The sequence below is a fragment of the Candidatus Polarisedimenticolia bacterium genome, from assembly GCA_036004685.1.
Taxonomy (GTDB): domain Bacteria; phylum Acidobacteriota; class Polarisedimenticolia; order Gp22-AA2; family AA152; genus DASYRE01.
Map to the genome: position 1 here is coordinate 77,165 of DASYRE010000050.1, position 20,289 is coordinate 97,453.

The following is a 20,289-nucleotide window of genomic DNA, read 5'->3' on the forward strand; positions in this document are numbered from 1 at the left end:
GGAGCCTCCTTCGGAGATTCCGCCGAGGCGTCGTCCCGCCGGCGCCTCTCAGCAATAGCGTCAGGCGATTCGGGGGACGCGACTTTAGTCGACCGCCGGAAGGCTGGAGGCCTCCGGCGCCGCGTCGTCCTTCTTACCCCCGGGGCGGCGGACGAGGCGGGCGCGCGTCACCGCCTCTTCGCCGAAGCGCTCCCGCACGGCGTCGGACGCGATCGCGAGGCGCCGGGCCTTCTCCTCCCGGGCGTCGGGGAAGAGGAGCGCCGGCTGGCCGGCGCGCGGCGCCAGGGCGGCCGCCCCGACCCCCAGCAGGCGGACTCCCTTGCCTCGCAGCCGGATGCGCTCGCGATAGAGCCGGCGCGCCGCCGAGACGATCGCCTCGGGAAGGTCGGTGGGCTCGGCGAGCGTGTGCGCCCGGGTCCAGGTCGTGAAGTCACCGGCGCGGACCTTGAGGCGGACCGTCCGGGCCGTCAGCCCGTGGCGCCGGAGCTGGCGCGCCACCCCTTCCGAGCGCGCCAGCAGGGCGCGATCGATCGCCTCGGGATCGACGAGATCGACGCCGTAGGTTCGTTCCTCCGAAATCGACTTCGCCTCGCGCTCCGCCTCGATCGGCCGGTTGTCCTGGCCGCGGGCGAGCGCGATGAGATGACCGGCCCGCTCGGCGCCGATCCCCTGCTCGAGCCGGCGCCGGGCGATCCGCAGCACGTCGCCGACCGACTGGATGGAGAGGGCGCGGAGATGGCGGGCGGTCTTGGGCCCGACGCCCCAAAGCCTGTCGACGGGAAGCGGGTGAAGGCGGAGCGGCACGTCCGCAAGCGGCAAGACGACGAGTCCGTCGGGCTTCTCCAGATCCGACGCGACTTTGGCGAGGAACTTGTTCGGTGCGACCCCCACCGAAGCGGTCAACCGCTCCTCCCGCCGAATCTGCTCCTTGAGCCGGCGGGCGACGCGGCGTCCCCCCTCGAGAGAGGAAGCAATCCCGGTGAGATCCAGAAACGCCTCGTCGATCGACAGCGGCTCGACCACCGGCGAGATCCCCTCCATCATCCGGCGGATCGATCGGGAGACTTCCGCATAGAGGCTCATTCTTCCCGGCAGCCAGATCGCCTGAGGGCAGAGCCGCTCGGCCGTCACCGAGGGCATCGCCGAGCGAACGCCGAACGCGCGGGCCTCATAGGAGCAGGTCGAGACGACCCCGCGCTTGCCGCGATGGCCCACGATCAGCGGCTGGCCCGCGAGATCGCGATTCTCGCGAATCTCGACGGCCGCGTAGAACGCGTCCATGTCCAAGTGAAGCACGACGCGGGCCGGGGAACCTCTCATGACAGGAGACTACCCCACCCGAAGCCGGGGCGCCAGCTGGGGTCGCGTCTCCGAAATCCCATTTACATGAGGCGGCTTGACCCGCGATGGGATCGGTCGTCTGGTATCTCGCCCGGGCGAGGAATTCTTGCGGAGTGGGAACGTACGGGACATCAGGAAGGGATGCGGGCCTTCCGCCTTCTCCGTGAGGAGTGCTTCAAATCAAGCCTGCACGACGGAGGGGAGGGTCACCGGGCCGGTGCCGGAAGGCAGAGACGGCAATACGGTGGAGACCTGCGATTTCGGGATGAAGCCGTCCGCGCCGCTGCTCAGGGCCGCCTCCCGGTAAACGTCCCCGCCGAAGGCGCTCATCATGATGATCTGGATCCCGGGCTGTTTCTCCTTGATCAGACGGACCGCTTCCAGCCCGCAGATCCGCGGAATCGCCAGATCCATGAGGATCAGATCGGGCTCGAGGCTGCGAGAAAGTCGCACCGCCTCCTCCCCGTTCTTCGCTTCCCAGACCACGTCGTGGTCTCGCTTGGCGCGGAGAATCCGCTTGATGGCGGCCATGCATTTCGGATCGTCATCCACAATCAAGATTCTCATGCAAGCTCCTTTTCGCTTTCCCCACCCCAGGGCGCGGACTCAAGCGATCGGCTCAATCGAGTTCAGCGCAACGCGGACGCGCCGAAGCAAGCCAAGACCTGAAAAAGAGTAGCGAGCGCCACCGGCGGCGCCTATAGGGTGAATACCCCATTCGCGCGCCGGAATCTACGTAGAAGCCCGGCGGTCCCGGCGCCCCGCGAAGCTTCCGGCAGCCGCTACCCTCTCGCGGTCTCAACGACTTGCCGGTTCTTCGGGGGCGGCCGGGTCCAGCGGGCATGGCGCCGGGGCGATCCGGGGACTGACGAAGACGCCTCCCGACCCCACCCGTCGAATCGCCGCGACCAGATCGTCGGCTGCCTGGCTCTTGAGCACGTAACCGTGCACCCCTGCTTCGAGAGCCTCCGCGACATAGGCGGCTTCGGCGTGCATCGTGAGCAGGATGCTCTTCGTTTCGGGCAGGCTGCGCCGCAGGAGGCGGGCCACCTCCAGCCCATTGAGCAAAGGCATCTGCAGATCCAGGACGACCGTCTCGGGCCGCAGGGCCTGGGCCAGGCGGAGCGCTTCCTCGCCGTCGGCGGCCTCGCCGAGGACGGGAATCCCGTCCCGCTCCAGCAGGGCCTTCAGGCTCTTGCGGACCAGAGGGTGATCTTCCGCGATTAAAGCTCCGGCGACACGCGACACTTAGCTCCTCATCGGAAGCGTCACGCGGACATGGGCCCCTTCGCCGGGAGCCGACTGGATGCTGATCGTCCCGCGCAGCGCCTCGACGCGCTCCCGGATTCCCATCAATCCGAGGCCGCGACGAATCCGGCTCTCGGCCTCGGGGTCGAAGCCTTTGCCGTCGTCCCGGACCGAGGCCTGGATCTGGTTGCCTTCACGGCGCAAATCGATGCGGACCTCCTTGGCCCGGGAATGCTTCGCGGCGTTGTTCAACATCTCCTGGAAGATCCGGTAGAGCGCCGTCTCGAGCGCCGGTGGCAGCCGCTCCGCGAGTGAAGACTCCACGCTGACGGAAAGCCCGCTGCGCTTGCCGACGCTCTGTCCGAGGAAGCGCAAGGCGGGCAGCAGGCCGAGGTCGTCCAGCATCATCGGCCGCAGCTCGTGGGAGAACTGCCGCAGCCGCTCCTCGATCTTGTCCAGGATCTCCCTCAGGTCCTGCAGTTGTCCGCGCTGGGCCGGCTGCAGATCCATCCCCAGCTCCTCGAGCCCGAGGTGGACCGAGACGAGAAGCTGGGCCGCGTCGTCGTGGAGGGCGTGGGCGATGCGCTTCGCCTGCTCCTCGAGCAGCTCGTTGAGGTGTCTCAAGGCGCTGTTGGCCTCGCGAAAGGCGCGGTGCGTCATCTCATAGGAGGAGAGGCTCTCCTGGAAGAACCTGCCGGCCGCCTGGATCTTCTCCTCGCCGGGGGGAGACCCGGCCACCGAAGCCATGAGTATCGTCTGCAGCTCGGCCATCTCCAGGATTCCCATCCCCGCGTTCATGGCTTTCCGGCCGAGCTCGTAGGCCTGCTCCAGGCCGGACTCGGGCGTCCCATCGAGGTATCGCAGCAGCGCGCCCCGGTACTCCGCCGCGAAGGCGGGTTCCACGGCGCTCACGGCTGCCATCCCTCGTAACGGGCCGCCAGGACGAGCGCGTCGTCGTTCTCCTTCCAATGGCGCGCCATGATGCCCTTCACCATGAGGTCGACGTCCTTCTCGGAGCGGACCTCGCCGAAGAATTGCGGGGCGACGCCGTCCGTGACGAAAAGCAGGAGGTCCTTGGGCGAGAGGCGCAGGACGGAGACGTGGGGGGGAGGCAGCTGCCGGCCGACGATGCCGCCGCGCAGCGAGAGGCTCTCATGGGCCGCGGAGGCGTCGGCGTGGACGAGGAGCCCCTCGACGTTGCCGATGCCGACCCACTGGAGAGCGCCGTCGATCGTCAAGGAGGCCAGGCTCATGACGACTCCCCGCGTCCCGCGCAGCTCCTCGTGGCAGTGCTGGATCAGCTTGAGGACCGGCTCGCCGGCGTGGCGATCGAGGATCTGGACGGCCAGCGTGGAGGCGTCCGCCGCCTCGCGCCCGTGGCCGAGCCCGTCGATCGCCGCGAGCAGGACGCCCGAGGAGAAGCGCTTGACGAGGTACCGGTCCCCGGACACCGATTCTCCCGGAAGAGCTCGCGTGGCCGCCGTCCAGACGAGCGGCCCGCAGGTCATTGCTTCCATTTCTTCACCCTCACGGTGGTGCCGACGCCGACGCCGGAGACGATCTCGAACTCGTCCATCAGGCGGCGGACGCCGGGGAGGCCGAGGCCCAAGCTCCCGGAAGTGGAATAGCCGGCCTGCATGGCCCGATCGAGGTCCGGGATCCCGGGGCCTTGGTCCCGCGCTTCGAGCTCGATCCCTTTCCGCTCGCCGTCGTCCACGAGGCCGATGATGATCTCTCCCTGCTTGGCATAACGCACGATGTTCCGCGCCAGCTCGGAGATCGCGGTCGCCACCAGCGTCGATTCGGTGGACGAAAGACCTATCTGGCGGGCCAGGGATCGTCCCTTCTCCCGGGCCGCCACGATGTCGTAATCGGTTCGTATGGGTAGCCGCGTCTCATCTTCCACGACGATCCATCTCTTGTCTGCGTTGCTTGGCGCTCTTGTCCAGGAACTCGAGGCCCTCCTCGAGGTCCAGGGCGGTGGCGACTCCCTCCAGGGTGAGGCCGAGCTGGACCATGGCGAAAGCCACCTCGGGCTGGATGCCGACGATGACCGTGTCGGCGCCGCGCAGCTTGATCATGTGCGCGATGTCCCGGAGCGTGCGGGAAGCGAAGGAATCCATCACGTCCAGGGCCGTCACGTCGACGATCACGCCGAGGGACCGGAATTTCCCGACCCGCTCCACCAGGGCGTCCCGCAGGAGCATCAAGTCGGCGTCGGTGAGGGCCGACTGGATGCTGGCGATGAGATACGGTCCCTGCTTGAGGATGGGAACGGGCACGATGATCCTCCGTCAGGCGCGGGTCTCCGCGTTCAGGACGACCTTGTACCCCAGGAGCCGCTCGGCCTCTTCGATGCCTCCCTGGAGATCGCCGACGGTGGTCATCTTGATGAGGTCCACGCCGATGTTGACCAGGGTCTGGGCGATCTCCGGCGACAGGCCGGTGACGATGACCGTCGCCCCGAGGAGCCGGGACGCCTCGACCGTCTGGACCAGATGGTTCGCCACGCTCGAGTCCATCGCCGCCACGCCCGTGATGTCGATGACCACGACGCGGGCGCGGTTCGTCCGGATCCCGCGCAGGAGCTGCTCCGTGAGCTGGCGGGCGCGCTGCGGATCGATGACGCCGATGATCGGCAGGATCAGCAGGCGCTCGCGCACCTGCAGCACCGGGGTGGAGAGCTCCCGGATCGCCTCCTGCTGCTCGCGGATCGTCCGCTCGCGCTCCTGGACGAAGCCGACCGCGACGGTGATGGCGATGCGGTTGGCGGCCGGCTCGTACGCGTCCAGGATCCGGTTGAGGGTCTGGAAGTCGGACTGGTACTTGGCGAACAGGGAGCGGGCCAGGACGTCGCGCAGGAGGAGGACGATGCCGACCACCTCGTGGGTCTCGACGCCCCGGGGGATGATCCTCTCGGAGAGGTTGCGCGCGTAGGCCTGAAGGGTCTCGAACGTCTCCGTCTCCAGGGCCTCGACGTAGTTGTCGTAGACGGAGGTCGCTTCGGCGAAGATCTCCTGCTCGGTCATCGCGGTGAGCAGCCGGGCTTCCGTGATCCGCCGGGCCCATTCCTCGCGCAGCTGGGTGCGATTCTCTCGGAGGTGCGCCACCAGCTCGCGCAGCAGGTTGGTGGTGTCGGCGCTCTCCCGGGCGCCGCGCTTTCGAGGCTCTGGTTCTTTCATGGACGTTCGCTCCTCCCTCGCCTGGGAACGACAGGTTTCCTCCCGCCATCGCCGGGAGCCCAACAGGCTGGACGCTACGTCGAAGGAGGAGGGAGCGCCATCCTTCCATTCCTGACAGGGGGGTCAGAGTTTTCCTGAGGGAACTGCTTAACGGGCGCTGCGCGTCCGATCTTTGGCCCAGGCGCGCAGAGAGTCGATTTTCTGGGACATCGTCCGGGCGATGGGGCGGGTCCGGGAGATCTCCTCCAGCAGCGAGTCGGTCGACAGCTCCCGCCGGCCGGAGAACGCGGTGTAGAGGCCGGCGACGATCGCCTGTTCCACGTCGGCGCCGCCGTAGCCTTCGGTGGCGCCGACGAGCCGCGTGAGGTCGAAGGCGCCGGGATCCTTGCCGCGCTTCTTCAGGTGGATGGAAAAGAGAGCGGCGCGGGCCTCGGCGTCGGGCAGATCGAGGAAGAAGATCTCGTCGAACCGCCCTTTCCGGAGGAATTCGGGAGGCAGCCGGGAGACGTCGTTGGCGGTCGCCACGACGAAGACGTCCCCCTTGCGGTCCTGGAGCCACGAGAGAAAAGTCCCGAAGATCCGCGTGGAAACGCCGCCATCCTCCTCCCCGCCGGAGACCGCGAACGCCTTCTCCAGCTCGTCGATCCAGAGGACGATGGGAGCCATCTTCTCGGCCGTCTCCATGGCCCGCTTGAAGTTCTTCTCCGTCTCGCCGACGTACTTGTCATAGAGACGCGTGGGATCGAGCTTCAAGAGCGGGAGCGCCCATTCGCGCGCCACGGCCTTGGCGCAAAGGCTCTTGCCGCAGCCCGGCACCCCCAGCAGGAGGACCCCTTTCGGAAACGGGAGGCCGAACTGCGCGGCGCGGGCCGGATCCCCGAGGAGAGCGCGCCGATCCGCCAGCCACCCCTTCAAGCCGGCCAGCCCGGCCACGTCGGACATCTTCTCCCCGGCGGGAAAGTACTCCAGGATCCCTTCCCGCTCCACGAGAGCTCGCTTCGCTTCGACCACTGCCTGGATGTCCTCGGAGGAAAGCTTCCCGTCCTCCACCACGACGCGCGTCAGGATCCTCTCCGCCTCGGCCAGCGTCAGCCCTTTGAGGTTGTTCAGCAGCCGGGCGAAGTCGTCCGCCTGCATCTCGACCCTCAGCGACATCCGGGCGCCGAGATCCTTGAGCACCCGCTGGAGCAGCGCCCGGTAATCGTCCGGCTCCGGAAGAGGCAGGTCCACGGTGGCGCTGACCGCCTTGAGCGCGTCCGGCAGCGTGATGCCGGTTCCCGTGAGCACGATGGCTCCGGTCATCTTGCTGAACTGTCCCGCCGCGTCGGCCAGGCGGGCCGCCACGATCCGGTCGTCGAGATACGGTCCCAGGCCGTCGAAGTGGTAGATCGCCGGAAAAGAGCTCGCTTCCACGTGCGCCAGGGCCTGGCCCGGATCGGCCGTGCCATAGACCGATCCCTCGACGCCGTCGCGCCGCAGTCCCTTCGTCCGGCTCCACAGGAAGTAGGGGAGGCCCAGCTCGACGGCCAGCCGCCGCAGCAGCGCGCCGGCGCGCTCCACTTCCGCCGTTTCGACCTGGATGACGCAGTAGCGTGACTTGATGAGAAGGAGGAGATCGTTGAGCCGGTCGTTGGCGGGCACGGCGCCTCGTGAGGTGGCGATGCGCCGCGAACATATCGAAAATGGGGTTTAATATCAAGCCGCGCCGAAGCCTGCAGAAGGAGATCGCGCGATGTCGTGGGATAGGGATCGCCGAGACCCGCCATGAGGCTCCGATGGCCGTGAACGCGGAACCGTCCGGCCGCTTTCCGGAGGGAGTCGCCGGCTCGGAGGCGGCGGTATGGACCGCCGGCCTGAGAAGAACCTTCGGCGACGTCGTCGCGGTGGATGACGTCGATCTGAGCGTGCCGCGCGGCAGCGTGTACGGCTTCCTGGGGCCCAACGGGGCCGGGAAATCCACCACCATCAAGTGCCTCACCGGATTGCTGCGGCCGTCGGCCGGCGCGATCCGGATCCTGGGGATGGATCCGGCGCGCGATCCGGTCGCCGTCAAGCGCCGCGTCGGGGTGGTCCCGGAGGATCTGGCCCTCTTCGACAGGCTGACGGGCTGGGAGACGCTCGATTTCGTGGGTGAGGTCCACGGCCTCGAGCGGGAGACGATCCGCCGGCGGGCCGAGGAGCTGCTGGAGCTGATGGACCTGCGCGACGCCGCGGGCTCGATGGTGGCCGACTACTCGCACGGGATGCGCAAGAAGATTGCGCTGGCGGCCGCGCTCCTTCCCGCGCCCGGTCTGCTGTTCCTCGACGAGCCCTTCGAAGGGATCGACGCCGTCGCCTCGCGCCAGATCAAGAATCTGCTGCAGGCCTTCGCGGGGCGCGGCGGCACCATCTTCCTCACCTCGCACATCCTCGAAATCGTCGAGCGGCTCTCCGACCACGTCGGAGTGATTCACCGCGGCAAGCTCGTGGCGCAGGGGACGCTCGCCTCTCTCAAGGCGGGACGCGAGGCGGGAAAGACCCTCGAGGAGATTTTCCTCGAGCTGGTCGGCGCCGGCGGGTCGGCGGGGCCGGCGCTGGACTGGCTGGCGGGATGATCCGGGTCCTCCGGGCTTTCTGCAGGCTGCGCTGGCGCCTGATGATCAACGGCCTTCGCCCCACGCGGCGGCGGGACGCGGTAGAGCGGTTTTCCCGCGCCCTGCAAGCGCTGACGCCGGCGATCCTCGCCGTGCTTTTCGTTCCAGTGATTCTGCTGACGGCGTTCCTGGCGTTCGTCGCCGGATCTTCCCTGGGAGAATCGGGACGGTTTCTGGGCCCCGCGCTGGCCGTCCTCCGGCTCCTTCTTCTCTTCGAGACGGCCTTCGCCCTGCTGGCTCCTCTATTCCGCGCGACGCTGGGGACGGGACGGAGCCCGGCGCGCCTCCTGCTCCTGCCCATTCCCGTGAGGACCCTCTATTTCGCCGAGACGGTGTCCACTCTCAGCGATCCCTGGCTCGCCATCCTGGCGTCCGGACTTGTTTTTCTTTCCGCCGGATGGTCGGCGACCGCTTCGCTGGCGCCCGGGCTTCTCCTCCTGGCCGCGGGCGGAGCCCTCCTCGCCCTGCTCGCCGGACTGGGAATGCTCTCCTCGTCGATGGCTCAGCTCGTTTTCCGGAGCCGGCGCCGCGGCGAATGGGTCAGCGTCGCCCTGCTCACGGCGTTTGGCGCGGCCGGCATGCTGCCGGCCCTCCTCGCCAGCCTGGAGCCCGCCGAAAAGCACCGGCCGCCCGCCGCTGCTCCGGGGATCGGCATCGCGGCGCCCTCGGCTCCCCGCCGCGAGATCCGGCTCGACCTTCGCGGTTGGGACGGCCGGGCGCTGCCGGCATGGGCGGCCGTCTATCCTCCGGAGCTCTACGCCCGCTGCCTCGCCCTGGTGACCGAAAGACGCGCGCCGGAAGCCCTCGCTCCGCTGGCCCTCCTGGCGCTTTTCGCGGCCGGCCTTCATGGGGTCGCCGGCCGCGTCCATGCGAGGCTGCTCGAGACTCCCGAAATCCAATCGGGACGCGGGCGGCGAGGGGCCATGCCGCGATGGATACGGCTTCCCCGTCTGGGACAGTCCTCCTCGGCCGTGGCGCTGGCCCAGGTGCGCCTGATCTTCCGGACGGTCCAGGGGAAGATCGGATTCTCCCTGATCCCCCTGGTCGTCCTGATCGTGGGCACGCTCTGGCTCCGCCGGCCGCGCGAGCTTCTTCCCGAAGGGCTGCCGGTCCCGTTCGGGGTGATCCTGGCTCTCGGCGGCGCTCTGCTGACGCTGCTGACCCTGGAGGCCGCGGTCCTGAATCAGTTCGCGCTGGATCGATCGGGGCTTCTGCTTGCGTTCCTCTCGCCGATCTCGGATCGGGAGTTGATCCGGGGGAAGGCCGCGGGAGCGGCCATTTTGGCGGTGAGCCGGGCCGCGCCTTGCGGGCTCATCGCCTTGCTTCTGGCGCCCGGCGGGTCGCCGTTTCTATGGATGGCCGGAATCGCTTCGGCGGCGGCGGCGTTTCTCCTCCTGGCGCCCGGCGGGGCCATCGTCTCGACGCTCCTTCCCAAGACGATGGACGCGGGACGAATCGGCCGCGAGGGGAAGCCCGACTTCTGGGCCTCCCTTCTGGGAATGCTGTTCATCGCGATCGGCGCCGGCCCGGCGATCCTCTGCGGCCTGGGCGCGCTCCTCTTTTTCGAGAGCCCGGCTCTCGCGTTTCTGGGCAGCGCGGGATGGGCCGTCCTGTGCGCGGCGATTTCGATCCCGCTCTTCCGGCTCGCCGAGCGCCTGCTGGCGGCGCGGCGCGAGAACCTGGCGCTCGTGGCCCAGGGGCGCTGAATAGTGTCGCGTCTCCGAAATGACGGCCTCGATGCTGACGTGATTTCCGAGACGCAACACTAACGGCCTTGAAACGCCCGGCGAGCGTGCCCGACCTCCTTACGGACAGGCCAACGGGGAAATACTGCGCGGCGTCCCGTCCGAGGCGGCGCCGGGGCTCGTTTGCGCTCCCGCCGCGTTGAGAGCGGTCACGACGTAGGAGAACAGGCTGCCGAGCGCCGGCGTCGCCGGGTCTCCTCCCGGCCACATGGGCGCCGGGCTCTGGAAGACGCAGTTGAAGGTGCCGCTCCCGTTTCCGGAGGATCGATAGACGTGGTAGCTCGCGATGGGGTGTCCCGACGTGGCCGCCAGATTCTCCCAGTCCCAGCCGGATAAGCCGAGATTGAAGGGCGCGGCGCCGATCCCGGACACCTGGAGATTCGGCAGGATCGGGAGGATCTTGAAGACCTCGCCGCTGCGGTCCACGATGTAGATCTCACCCCGGGCGTCTTCTCCGAACGACGTGATCGAGGTGATCGCCAGCCCGCCGCCGGGAGTCAGCTCCGCCGTGCGGTCCATCGCGGCGGTCAGGACGCCGCCCGACATCTTGAAGGATTTGATGAAATCGGCGCAGTAATCGGCGTAGAAATAGGTTCCGCCGAGCGCCGACATCCGGCAGCCCCGATAGGGATATCCCCCGGTGATCGAGCAGGCGCCGGAGCTGTGATCGTATTCCGCCACCGGCAGGACGAGACCCGGGATCGCGGGGCAAGTGCCGCCGGGGCAGGACGGATTGGGGCAGTGGGTTCCCTCATAATAGTCCCAGCCGTAATTGTCCCCGGGCGACCGGGGCGCCGCGCGGAAGTCCACTTCCTCCCACTGAAGCTGACCCACGTCGGCGATGTAGAGATCCGACGTCAGCCGATCGAACGCCCACCGCCAGGGATTCCTGAGCCCCAGCGCCCAGGTTTCGACCGTGACGGGCGCCGCGTCGACGTCGATCCGCAGCATTTTCCCGGACAGGGAGGCCGGGTTCTGGGCGTTGCCGTTCGGATCGCAGCCGCTGCCTCCGTCGCCGGTGCCGAGATATAGATGTGGATCGTCCGGGGCGAAGGCCAGCATCCCGCCGTTGTGGTTCCCGAAGTTCGGATGCGGGATCGTGAGCAGGATCGTGCGCGTCGTGGGATCGGCCCGATCGGGATCGAGTGCGTCGCGCGTGTAACGGACCAGGAAGTTGCTCGTGCCCGAGGTGTCGGTGTGGAAGATGTAGACGAACCCGTTCGCGGCGTAGTTCGGGTGGAAAGCGAGCCCGAGGAGGCCTTGCTCATTGTCGCCGCCGTCCGCCGGAGAGTTGGTGAGGGACGCGACATTCAAGAAGTCGTTGGCCAGCAGCGCGCCGTTGCGCAGGATCCGGATGCGGCCGTCCTGCTCGACGATGAAAAGACGGTCGACGTCGCCGGCGGGCGCCGTCACGAACAGCGGCCTGAGAAGCCCCGAGACGACGCGAACGGTCGTCAGCGGGGTCGGGGAGGCGTCGGAGATTCCGTCACAGAGGGCCGCTTCGGCCTCCGGGGCGGGGAGCAGAAGCAAGCCGGCGAGAAATGGGGCAAGGAGGAGAGATCGGGGAGTCGGCATGGGGCACCTCGATTCCGAAGGGGGGGATCGGCCCGGCTCAGGCGCTGCCGATGAAGATCCCGGCGAGAAAGACCATGACGCCTCCGACCACGACCTGAAGCGTGGCCGAGAGGAAGGGAGTGTCCATGTAGCGGTTGCGAATCCAGGCGATGACGAACAGCTCGACCACGACCACCAGAGTCGCGACCGTGGTGGCGGTGAGGAAGTGCGGAATCAGGAAGGGGAGCGCGTGACCCACCCCTCCGACGAAGGTCATCAGTCCGCAGATCAGGCCGCGCAGCAACGGCCGGCCGCGGCCGGTCAGACTGCCGTCGTCGGACAGCGCTTCGGCGAAGCCCATGCTGATTCCGGCGCCCACCGACGCCGCCATCCCGATGAGAAAGGTCTCCCAGGTCTGGCGGGTGGCGAAGGCGGCGGCGAACAGGGGCGCCAGCGTGGAGACCGATCCGTCCATCAGGCCCGCCAGCCCCGGCTGGACCACCTGGAGCAGGAACAGCTGGCGGGAGATCCGCGCCTCCTCCGCTCTCTCCGAGACGTCCTGCCCGGCCGGATCGATGAGCGCCGAGACCTGCTCGTGCCGGCGCTCCTCTTCGGCGAGATCCCCGAGGAGCTGCCGCATCTCCGCGTCCTTGGCATTGCGGGCGGCGTGGCTGTAGAAGCGCTCGGTCTCCAGCTCGCGGAGCGCCACGCGCCGGCGCACCTCTTCCACTCCCATGGGGCGCCATACGGGAGGGGGATCGTGGCGCACGAAGCCGCGGATGTCCTCGGGGCGCACCAGCGGAATCTCCTCCCCGAACTTCTGCTTGAAGAGGTTGATCAGCCGGTGGCGGTGACCATCCTCCTCGGCGCGCATGGCGTCGAGGCCGGCCGCCGCCTTCGGGTAGTTGGGGCGCAGCAAACGCGCGTACTCGCCCAGCGTGCGGCCGTCCTCCTCTTCGAGCGAGATGGCCAGCGCCAGGACTTCGGACGCCGAGAGATCGCGGAACCGGCGTTTCACTCCAATTCCTCCACGGGGGCGGGGGGCGCGGCGCTTTCCGCGAGCCGCGCCGGATCGCCGAGGTTGGCGATGTCCGACGGGCGGCCCACCACGATGAGGCCGTCCCCGCCCTTCAGCTCCGTGTCGGGCCCGGGAATGATCCGATGCTCCCGCTCGCTGCCCATGTTGCGCTTCACCTCGATGACGTTCACGCCGAAGCGCCGGCGGGCATCGAGATTCCGGAGGGTGGTCCCCCCGAACGTCTCCGGCAGCTTCACCATCGCGACGACGTACTCGCTGGGCAGCTCGACGTAGGTGGTCTCCGGACGCCCCCCCTCCGTCGGCCGCTCGAAGCGGGCGAGGCGCGATTCCTTCTTGAGGACCTCCTGACTGTACAGGAAGATGATGTCCCCAGCCGACAGCTCGCCCACGTACCGGCGGGTCTCGAGGCTGTCGACGACGGGAAGCCGGTCGCGGCTCACCTGGGCCCAGCGCGCGATCGCTTCGGTGAGGCGATCTCCGGGCTGAAGGACCGGCACGTCGGGATAGACCACCTCCCCCGCCTTGACCGATTGCAGCGCCTCCGGCCGCCCCAGGAACTGCGTCAGATCGGCCAGGGTGATGGCGCCCCGGAACCGCCCGTTCTCCCCGACGACGAAGAGCTCCTTGCGCCCTTCGTTGAGCAGACGCTTCACGACCACGTCGAGGGACTCGTCGTCCCGGACCGGGGGGGCTCCTTCGCGCATGACGTCCCGGACCTCGATGGTGTCCATGACGAGCTGCTCGGTCCGGCCTCCGAGACGGACGCCGCGCTCCAGGAGGGGTTGGGTGTAGATCGACTCCGGATGGACGATGCGGCTCACCACCAGCGCGACGGTGCAGCAGATCATCAGGGGAAGGATGATCTCGTAGTCGCCGGTCAGCTCGAAGATCGTCAGGATGGCGGTCAGCGGAGCCTGGGTCGTGCCGGCGATCATCGCTCCCATGCCGACCAAGGCGTAGGCGCCCGAGCCGGCGGTGATGGCGGGAAAGGCGGTGTGGCACCAGGAGCCGTACGCCGATCCGAGCACCGATCCGACGAACAGCGTCGGCGTGAAGAGTCCCCCCGAGCCGCCCGATCCCATCGTGAGCGCCGTCGCGGCCGTCTTCAGGAAGGGAAGGACGAGGACCATCTCGAGGGGAACTCCCTCCCTCAGGACGCGGTTCACCGTGTCGTAGCCGTTGCCGAAGATGTGCGGGAATCCGATGCCGATGATCCCCACCAGGGTGAATCCGAACAGCGGCTTGAGCCAAAGCGGGCCCGGAATGCGGTCGAATCCTTTCTCGGCCGCGCTCAGCGCCCAGATGAAGAAGGCGGAAGCCATGCCGATGAGGAAGCCCATCAGGATGTAGTGGCCGATCTCCCATCCCGAGACGAGAGGATCGAAGGGCGGCGGGCTGTAGGCGCGGTAGTTTCCGAGCAGCCCCCGCGAGACGAGGGTCCCCATGGCGGAAGCCACCATGATGGGACCGAAGCTCTCCAGGGCGAAGTTGCCGAGCACCACTTCGAGAGCGAACATCGCGCCGCCGATCGGGGCGTTGTAGGCCGCCGCGATCCCCGCCGCCGTGCCACACCCGACCAGGATGTTCAGGCGGTTGCCGGTGATCAGGAAGCGCCTTCCCAGGAGCGACCCCAGCGCCGCCCCGGCGCGCATCAGGGGCCCTTCCCGGCCCAGCGATCCCCCCGAGCCCACGGTGATCACCGTGGCGCCCTCCTTGATCAGGGTGCGCTGGACCGAGATGAAGCCGCGATGCCGGCTGACGGCCTCGATGATCCCGGCGGTGCCGTGGCCGCGGACCGACTGGCGGGAGAACAGCACAATCAGCCCCACCAGCAATCCGCCGGCCGAGAGGGCGAGGACGCGATGGAGAGGCGAGGCCGCCTCGGCGGCGCGCAGCAGATCGCGGCCGCTCCCCCAGAAGAGCTTCTGGATCGCCGCGACCAGGCGCACGAGCGCCACGGCCGCCAGGCCGGTCGCCAGGCCGGTCAGGGGCACCAGCGTCAGAAATCGCTTTTCCCCCGGCTTCGACGACCTCAGGTAGGCGATGAGGGGAAAATCCGACAGGCGCATGCGATCTCCATTCCGCTCGATCCGCGAAGGCGCATTCTACTCTGTCGGAGGCCCGGCGGGCTTAGAAGAGATCCATCTGGCGCTCGCCGCCGAGGATGGCCCGGAAGGAGGTGCCGAGGTGGCTCAACAGGGCGTCGGCCACCGGCTCGAGCTGCTTTTCCACGTAATGCTCGTAATCGATGGGGCTTTCCCGATACCCTTCCGGCTGGGGGCCGTCGACGGTCATCACGTAATGGATCACCCGTCCGGTGATCTTGGGCAGGAGGCGGGCCGCCTTGACGTGGGGCGGCGTGGTCTCGGTGTACTGGTCGATCGGCTTCCGGAGGGATTTGCGATAGACGAGCATGCCGTCCGAGGCGCCCGATCGAAGCTTCTCGACCGTCTCGCGGACGTAGGCCTCGACCGGCTCCTCCGAGAAAACCCGCTCGTAAAGGCCCAGCTGGAACGCCTTGCTCAACTCGGTCCAATCGCTGCGCACCGATTCCATGCCGACGAAGAGAATCTGCCGCCGGCCGTTTTCATCCACCCAGCCCGCGTAACGCTTGCGGGCCCCGGCGATCCCGTGCCGCATCGACGGCAGGAAGAGCTTGTGGTAGAGGCGCTCGAACTCCAGCTCCAGCCGGCTGTTCACCCGGTAGGTGGCGAGAAGGTGCTTGGAGAGGTCCCGGTTGATCCGGGCAGCGAGATCCTTCCCCACCTGGATCGCGTACTCGGGGGTGGCAGCGTTCGATTCGACGAACAGGGAATCGGTGTCACCGTAAAGAACGCGGTGTCCCATCTCCTCCACGTGACGCTTCGTCCACAGGAGAATCGACTGGCCGAAGTGGGTGATGGCGTTGGCCACCGGATGGGAGTGGAAGCGGCACGCCGGAGTGGCCAGGACGCCGTAGAAGGAGTTCATGAGAATCTTGATCGCCTGGGAGGCGATGGCGTCGCCCGCCTGCCGGGCGGCCTCGCGCCGCGGGAAGAGGCGCGACAGGATCTCCGGGAGGATTCCGGGCCGGCGGCTGAAACAGGCGCCGTTGGGCGCGCGGATCACGTCCTCTTCCGGAGCGGGCCGGGGAAGGTATTCGACCGGGTCGATGTTGAACGTGAGGATCAGGCTCGGATAAAGGCTCTTGAAATCGAAGCCGAGAATCCGCTCGTGCAGCCCGGTCACCGGCTCCAGCACCGCCCCTCCGAGCACCGGCTCGAGGCGCGAGTCGGCCTGGACGGTCGGCCCCACGCGGCTGCGCCTGCGGATCTCGGAGAGATAGAGAAAATCGAACGACGCGATGCTCGCGGAGACGCGGTCGAGAGGCATTCCCGTGAGCAGGCTGCGCTCCACGGCGAGATCGACCAGGCGCGTGCGCTCGAGGATGGCCGAGACGAGGCGCGCGTCGGTCAGGTTGTACCGGACGAAGGCGGGAAGATCCTCCTTGAAGAGCCGCTCGATCTCCCGGTGGCGATCGGGGCCCGCGAGCGTCTTCCCTTCTCCCAGCAAGGCGCGGGCGGCCGTCTCGAGGCGGTAGTCCTCGAGCTTCACGAAGGCGCCTTTCAGGAGCTGGATCCCGTCGAGGACCATGCGGCCCGGGATCTCGGCGCGGGAGGTGCCCCACGCCGAGCGGTCGCGATGGATCCGCATAGGGCCCGGGATCCTCCCCAGGTCCAGCGAAAGGTCGTGCGCCCGGGCCCGGCGCTCGAGGATCGACAGATCGAACTCCACGACGCTCCATCCGGTGATCACGTCCGGATCCTGGTGCCGGAGCGTCTCCGCCAGGCGCAGCAGGAGGTTCTTCTCGGTGCCGCAGAAGACGCTGCCGGCCGGCCTTTCCCGATCGGCGGGCGAGGAGAGGAGAACCTCCTCGAAGCCGGGACCGTGGAGCGCCGCCGAAAGGACCCGCGTCCCCCGCGTGTCGGTCTCCAGATCGAGCGACAGGATCTTCAGCTTGGGACGGAATTCGCACGGGGTCAGGCGGGGGTCGTCGTAGATCCGCGGGATCCGATTCCCCGCCCGCGACGCTCCCTCGATCGCGATGCTGCCGCGGAGGTGACGGTCGATGAGAAAACGAAGCGCGAACCGCACGTCCGCCTCGTAGCAGGGAATCCCGGCGGCCCGGAGCCGGTCGCGCAGCGGCGCCGCGTCCGGAGGAGTCGGGACCTCGACGCGCAGGACCGGCTCGAGATCGAGCGTGGTCCACCCGGTGGGAGCCTGGCGATCGGCCCCGATCTGCCAGGCCCGGGGGGCGTCGGATTCGCGAACGAAGAAATGCGGGGTGGAGCGGCCGTCACGGACCAGGAACGGCTCGCCCGTTTCCAGCTTCCCAAAGATATAGACGATCGGCTTGCCGGCTTCGATCCGGTAGGTGGGCTGAAGAATGAAGCCTCGGACCATGCGCCCTCGCCGGAGATCCGCCTTGTCGGAAGTGGATCGAGTATAGCACCGGGATCGCCGGCCGGGCGGTCAGGGGGGCGGGGCGGCCGGGGCCTGCCCGAGGTGCTCCGCCTTCCAGCGCATCGCCATGAGGATGCGGTTCCGGCCGCTCGGATGATCGAAGAAGATCCATTCCTCCAGCGGCGAGGGAGAGAGCTTCCGATATTCGCCCAGCTTCAGCGCCACCTCGGCCTCGGCATCGGGGTGCCCGCTGGCGTTGAGACCGAAGATGTCGGCCTCCGCCTCGGCGGTGCGGACGGCCGTGTTGATCAGCGGCGTGCACAGGAAGAAGAAGATCGAAAAGAGCGCCCCGAGGAGCGGCAATCCCGCCACGTCGGCGATGCCGCGGATACCCCACGCCCCGCCGCGCTTCCGGACCAGCGCCTCGAAGGTCCACCGGATGAAGGCGAACCCGGCGAAGATCAGGATCGCGAACTCCAGGTTCCCCTTGTAGACGTGATTCAGGACGTAATGTCCCATCTCGTGGCCCATCACCGACTCGATCTCCTCCTTCGTGCAGCGGTTCAGCAGGTTGTCGTTCAGGGAGATCCGCATCGTCCCCCAGAGACCGCTGACGTTCGCGCTCACCCGCTTGCTCTGCCGTGAGGCGTCGAATTGATAGACGTCGCGCGCCGGAATTCCGTTGGCGCGGGCCATGGAGAGAATCGAGTCCCGCAAGTCGCCGTCCGACAGCGGCGTGTAGGTGTTGAACAGGGGCGCGATGTAGACCGGCCCGATCAGCGCCGTCAAGAAGACGAACAGGATCGTCACGACCGCCCCCCCGATCCACCAGCGACGAGGAGCCTTGCGAAAGACGGCGTAAAGCGCCGTCAGGCCCGCGGCGCCCAGGATCAGCCCCACTCCCAGCGCCGTCACCTGATCCTTCATCCAGGCCGCGAACGTCTGGTTCGACAGGCCGTAGCGATGCTCGCGGAAAAAATCGGCGTACAGCGAAAGCGGAAAGGAGAACACGACGCTCAGGACGATGTAGGCGGAGGAATAGAGCAGCGTCTGGAGCCAACGCGAGCGGGTGAGGGCCTCGGCCCGGTCGCGAATCCTCGCGGAGAGGCGGGTGCGGAGGAAGATCCAGGCGACGGCCAGGCCGGCCAGGAAGATCCAGAGCTGGAGCCAGTAGCCTCCTTCGAAATAGGCGTCCGATCGGGCGCGGTCGGCGGCCGGGACTTTCGCCAGGTAATCTTCCGTCGCCCGCAGCGGATCGAAGCGCGCCTCGGCGGCTCGGGCCGGCGCTTCGACGGAGGGGGCGGGAGAAGTCTCGGAGCGAGCGGGGGTGAGCGCCGTCGAGGCGATCCAAAGCGCCAGGCCGGCGACCAGCACCCGCCGGGAGGTTCCGCGACCCATCGTGACCTTCCCCGGCCTCTTCCGCGCTGCGCCGCCGCCGGCGCGCCGCGGCGAAAAGCCGTCAGACCGATCCGGGGCGAACGGTGACGTGGACGCGCTGGACGACGTTGTTTCCGTAGCCCAGGGCGTTCCACACCGGCTCCATCGGCTGGACGTTTCCCCGGGCGTCGGTGGCGCGGGTCATCAGAGTGCGCGCCCCGGGAGCTGGGGGTTTCCAGGCGAACCGCCAGGCGGTCCAGGCGGCGTTGGAATCGTGCCGATCCAGCGTCGCGTCGTTCCAGGTGAGGCCGCCGTCGACGCTGACTTCCACCCGCGCGACGGGAGCGTCTCCGGACCACGCCACTCCGGAGATTTCCGCCGGCGACGAGGACAGCACGTCGCCTTCGGACGGCGCCGCGATGAGCGATCGGACGCGCATGCGGGAGACCGGCTCGCCGCCGGGCGCGCCCGCCGCGCTCCGGTAGACGTAGTGCTCGCTCTGGAAATAGCCGCGGAACGGCTGCGTGAGCGCGGTGATCCGCGTCAGCCACTTCACCGAGGCGACGCCGTACCAGCGGGGCACCACCAGGCGCAACGGAAAGCCATGAAGCGCACGAAGCGGCTCGCCGTTCATCTCCCAGGCGAGCAGGACTTCGTCGCGCCGGCACTCCGCGAGGGGCAGGCTTCGTTCGAAGGCGATCCGGCTCCCGGGTCCCACTTCTCCCTGGTCCGCGCCCGTGAACCGTAGCTCCACGGCGTCCGCGCGGGGCCCGGCCCGGTCGAGCAGCGCGCCCAGGGGAGCCCCGGCGAAATCGGCGGTGCTCACCGCTCCGAGCGCCCAGGGCGTGCTGGCGGGGGCGGGGCGCATGAGGGTCCTGCCGTTTCCGGCGCACTCCAGCGTGACGCGCAGGCGGCGGACCGGGAGCGCCTGGATTTCAGGGAGGGAGAGGCTGAGGCAGGTCTCGACCGCCCCTTCCATGACGAGGCGCCAATCGCGGGGATCGAGAGACGGCACGTCGAAATGATTCCGGACGTAGAAGGAATCGGTGGCGGTGACGCCGGCGGCGAGCCGGGGAAGCGGAGTTTCCGCGTTGTAGGGATCGCTCTGGACGGTGATCCGATCGGAGGAGCTCAAGGGCGGGCCCCGGGAGAGCCTGGACGCGAGGGCTCAATCAAATCGGCTCCTGGCTGAACGTGACGTCTCCTTCCTGACCCGGGTAGTGGGGATCCAGGCGCGTCTCAGTGTAACCCTGCGCGACCAGCAGCCTGGTTCCCGGGTGGCTCTGGACGGCCGCCCAGAGGGCGTCCGAAGGATCTTTTCCGGAGCAATCCTTGCAGAGCCAGAGGGTGTGCCAGATCCATCGATAGCGCTGTACGAATTTCTTCTTCAAGGGTCCGAAGACCAGGATGCGGTATCGCTGGGGAAGCGGGGGGGACTCTTGCTTCCCCACCGCGAAAGGGAGACGAACGGTCGCCGGCGGCTTCCCGCACAGCGCGCAGAACTGGGTCGCTCCCGCGTCCCGGGACAGCCTGGATGACGACTCGAGCTTCATGACCGGCCCTCCTCGACCTCCGCGAAGAGATCTGCGCGCCCTCGCCAAGCGAGGCGCCGAAGCGCATCCGGCGCCCACGAGGCGCCAGTGAGTCGGGTCGGATGGGTAGACCCCTATCAGTGGGGTGAGTTTATCGCAGCGCGCCGCAGAAACTCAAGCCGCCGGCGCGGCGGG

At 68.2% G+C, this 20,289-nt stretch carries 18 protein-coding genes; 2 read left to right on the plus strand and 16 right to left on the minus strand.

What is annotated here, in order from left to right:
* Positions 1 to 84: 84 nt before the first annotated feature.
* From dinB to VGR67_13755, 9 genes are all read right to left on the minus strand, one after another.
* Positions 85 to 1,320 (minus strand): DNA polymerase IV, encoded by a 1,236-nt coding sequence (gene dinB / locus VGR67_13715; protein HEV8337468.1) that lies wholly within the window; start codon positions 1,318 to 1,320, stop codon positions 85 to 87.
* A gap of 201 nt (positions 1,321 to 1,521) precedes the next feature.
* Positions 1,522 to 1,908, minus strand: coding sequence for a response regulator transcription factor (locus tag VGR67_13720; protein HEV8337469.1), 387 nt, complete (start codon positions 1,906 to 1,908; stop codon positions 1,522 to 1,524).
* Between the two features lie 231 nt (positions 1,909 to 2,139).
* Positions 2,140 to 2,589: a response regulator transcription factor gene (locus tag VGR67_13725; GenBank protein HEV8337470.1), complete on the minus strand. Its 450-nt coding sequence runs from the start codon at positions 2,587 to 2,589 to the stop codon at positions 2,140 to 2,142.
* The gene (locus VGR67_13730; GenBank protein ID HEV8337471.1) at positions 2,590 to 3,501 is read right to left on the minus strand and encodes a sensor histidine kinase; all 912 of its coding nucleotides are present in this window, start codon (positions 3,499 to 3,501) and stop codon (positions 2,590 to 2,592) included. It abuts the gene before it with no gap.
* Positions 3,498 to 4,106, minus strand: coding sequence for a SpoIIE family protein phosphatase (locus tag VGR67_13735; protein ID HEV8337472.1), 609 nt, complete (start codon positions 4,104 to 4,106; stop codon positions 3,498 to 3,500). Before VGR67_13735 ends, VGR67_13730 begins: the two co-directional genes overlap by 4 nt.
* On the minus strand, positions 4,094 to 4,495 hold the full coding sequence (locus tag VGR67_13740) for an anti-sigma regulatory factor (protein HEV8337473.1): 402 nt from the start codon (positions 4,493 to 4,495) through the stop codon (positions 4,094 to 4,096). The genes VGR67_13735 and VGR67_13740 overlap by 13 nt, the downstream gene beginning before the upstream one ends.
* Positions 4,485 to 4,871 (minus strand): STAS domain-containing protein, encoded by a 387-nt coding sequence (locus tag VGR67_13745; protein HEV8337474.1) that lies wholly within the window; start codon positions 4,869 to 4,871, stop codon positions 4,485 to 4,487. The genes VGR67_13740 and VGR67_13745 overlap by 11 nt, the downstream gene beginning before the upstream one ends.
* Positions 4,872 to 4,883: 12 nt before the next feature.
* Positions 4,884 to 5,771, minus strand: a complete 888-nt coding sequence (locus tag VGR67_13750; GenBank protein ID HEV8337475.1) for an STAS domain-containing protein — start codon at positions 5,769 to 5,771, stop codon at positions 4,884 to 4,886.
* Between the two features lie 147 nt (positions 5,772 to 5,918).
* Complete coding sequence (locus VGR67_13755) at positions 5,919 to 7,412, minus strand: AAA family ATPase (GenBank protein HEV8337476.1); 1,494 nt, start codon at positions 7,410 to 7,412, stop codon at positions 5,919 to 5,921.
* A gap of 134 nt (positions 7,413 to 7,546) precedes the next feature.
* On the opposite strand from VGR67_13755, the gene VGR67_13760 reads away from it, so the two are divergent.
* Both VGR67_13760 and VGR67_13765 read left to right on the plus strand, forming a co-directional pair.
* Positions 7,547 to 8,365, plus strand: a complete 819-nt coding sequence (locus VGR67_13760; GenBank protein ID HEV8337477.1) for an ABC transporter ATP-binding protein — start codon at positions 7,547 to 7,549, stop codon at positions 8,363 to 8,365.
* Positions 8,362 to 10,110, plus strand: a complete 1,749-nt coding sequence (locus VGR67_13765) for a hypothetical protein (GenBank protein HEV8337478.1) — start codon at positions 8,362 to 8,364, stop codon at positions 10,108 to 10,110. The genes VGR67_13760 and VGR67_13765 overlap by 4 nt, the downstream gene beginning before the upstream one ends.
* A 99-nt stretch (positions 10,111 to 10,209) precedes the next feature.
* Here the strand turns inward: VGR67_13765 and VGR67_13770 are convergent, their stop codons facing one another.
* From VGR67_13770 to VGR67_13800, 7 genes are all read right to left on the minus strand, one after another.
* Positions 10,210 to 11,724: a PQQ-dependent sugar dehydrogenase gene (locus tag VGR67_13770; GenBank protein ID HEV8337479.1), complete on the minus strand. Its 1,515-nt coding sequence runs from the start codon at positions 11,722 to 11,724 to the stop codon at positions 10,210 to 10,212.
* Between the two features lie 37 nt (positions 11,725 to 11,761).
* Positions 11,762 to 12,721, minus strand: coding sequence for a ferritin family protein (locus tag VGR67_13775; GenBank protein ID HEV8337480.1), 960 nt, complete (start codon positions 12,719 to 12,721; stop codon positions 11,762 to 11,764).
* Positions 12,718 to 14,811 carry a chloride channel protein gene (locus tag VGR67_13780; protein HEV8337481.1) on the minus strand — a complete coding sequence of 698 codons (2,094 nt, stop codon included), beginning with the start codon at positions 14,809 to 14,811 and terminating at the stop codon, positions 12,718 to 12,720. Before VGR67_13780 ends, VGR67_13775 begins: the two co-directional genes overlap by 4 nt.
* A gap of 61 nt (positions 14,812 to 14,872) precedes the next feature.
* On the minus strand, positions 14,873 to 17,185 hold the full coding sequence (locus tag VGR67_13785; GenBank protein ID HEV8337482.1) for a DNA polymerase II: 2,313 nt from the start codon (positions 17,183 to 17,185) through the stop codon (positions 14,873 to 14,875).
* Between the two features lie 69 nt (positions 17,186 to 17,254).
* Positions 17,255 to 18,583: a M48 family metallopeptidase gene (locus VGR67_13790; protein ID HEV8337483.1), complete on the minus strand. Its 1,329-nt coding sequence runs from the start codon at positions 18,581 to 18,583 to the stop codon at positions 17,255 to 17,257.
* Positions 18,584 to 18,644: 61 nt separating this feature from the next.
* Positions 18,645 to 19,697, minus strand: a complete 1,053-nt coding sequence (locus tag VGR67_13795; protein HEV8337484.1) for a sulfite oxidase — start codon at positions 19,695 to 19,697, stop codon at positions 18,645 to 18,647.
* A 37-nt stretch (positions 19,698 to 19,734) separates the two neighbouring features.
* The gene (locus VGR67_13800) at positions 19,735 to 20,115 is read right to left on the minus strand and encodes a hypothetical protein (protein ID HEV8337485.1); all 381 of its coding nucleotides are present in this window, start codon (positions 20,113 to 20,115) and stop codon (positions 19,735 to 19,737) included.
* Positions 20,116 to 20,289: the final 174 nt, after the last annotated feature.

What these genes read in the sequence shown, in the direction of transcription:
- VGR67_13735 (HEV8337472.1), bottom strand. Translation starts at nt 4,106, where the DNA reads ATGGAAGCAATGACCTGCGGGCCGCTCGTCTGGACGGCGGCCACGCGA.
- VGR67_13800 (HEV8337485.1), bottom strand. Translation starts at nt 20,115, where the DNA reads ATGAAGCTCGAGTCGTCATCCAGGCTGTCCCGGGACGCGGGAGCGACC.
- VGR67_13765 (HEV8337478.1), top strand. Translation starts at nt 8,362, where the DNA reads ATGATCCGGGTCCTCCGGGCTTTCTGCAGGCTGCGCTGGCGCCTGATG.
- VGR67_13785 (HEV8337482.1), bottom strand. Translation starts at nt 17,185, where the DNA reads ATGGTCCGAGGCTTCATTCTTCAGCCCACCTACCGGATCGAAGCCGGC.
- VGR67_13750 (HEV8337475.1), bottom strand. Translation starts at nt 5,771, where the DNA reads ATGAAAGAACCAGAGCCTCGAAAGCGCGGCGCCCGGGAGAGCGCCGAC.
- dinB (HEV8337468.1), bottom strand. Translation starts at nt 1,320, where the DNA reads ATGAGAGGTTCCCCGGCCCGCGTCGTGCTTCACTTGGACATGGACGCG.
- VGR67_13780 (HEV8337481.1), bottom strand. Translation starts at nt 14,811, where the DNA reads ATGCGCCTGTCGGATTTTCCCCTCATCGCCTACCTGAGGTCGTCGAAG.
- VGR67_13760 (HEV8337477.1), top strand. Translation starts at nt 7,547, where the DNA reads ATGGCCGTGAACGCGGAACCGTCCGGCCGCTTTCCGGAGGGAGTCGCC.
- VGR67_13790 (HEV8337483.1), bottom strand. Translation starts at nt 18,583, where the DNA reads ATGGGTCGCGGAACCTCCCGGCGGGTGCTGGTCGCCGGCCTGGCGCTT.
- VGR67_13770 (HEV8337479.1), bottom strand. Translation starts at nt 11,724, where the DNA reads ATGCCGACTCCCCGATCTCTCCTCCTTGCCCCATTTCTCGCCGGCTTG.
- VGR67_13720 (HEV8337469.1), bottom strand. Translation starts at nt 1,908, where the DNA reads ATGAGAATCTTGATTGTGGATGACGATCCGAAATGCATGGCCGCCATC.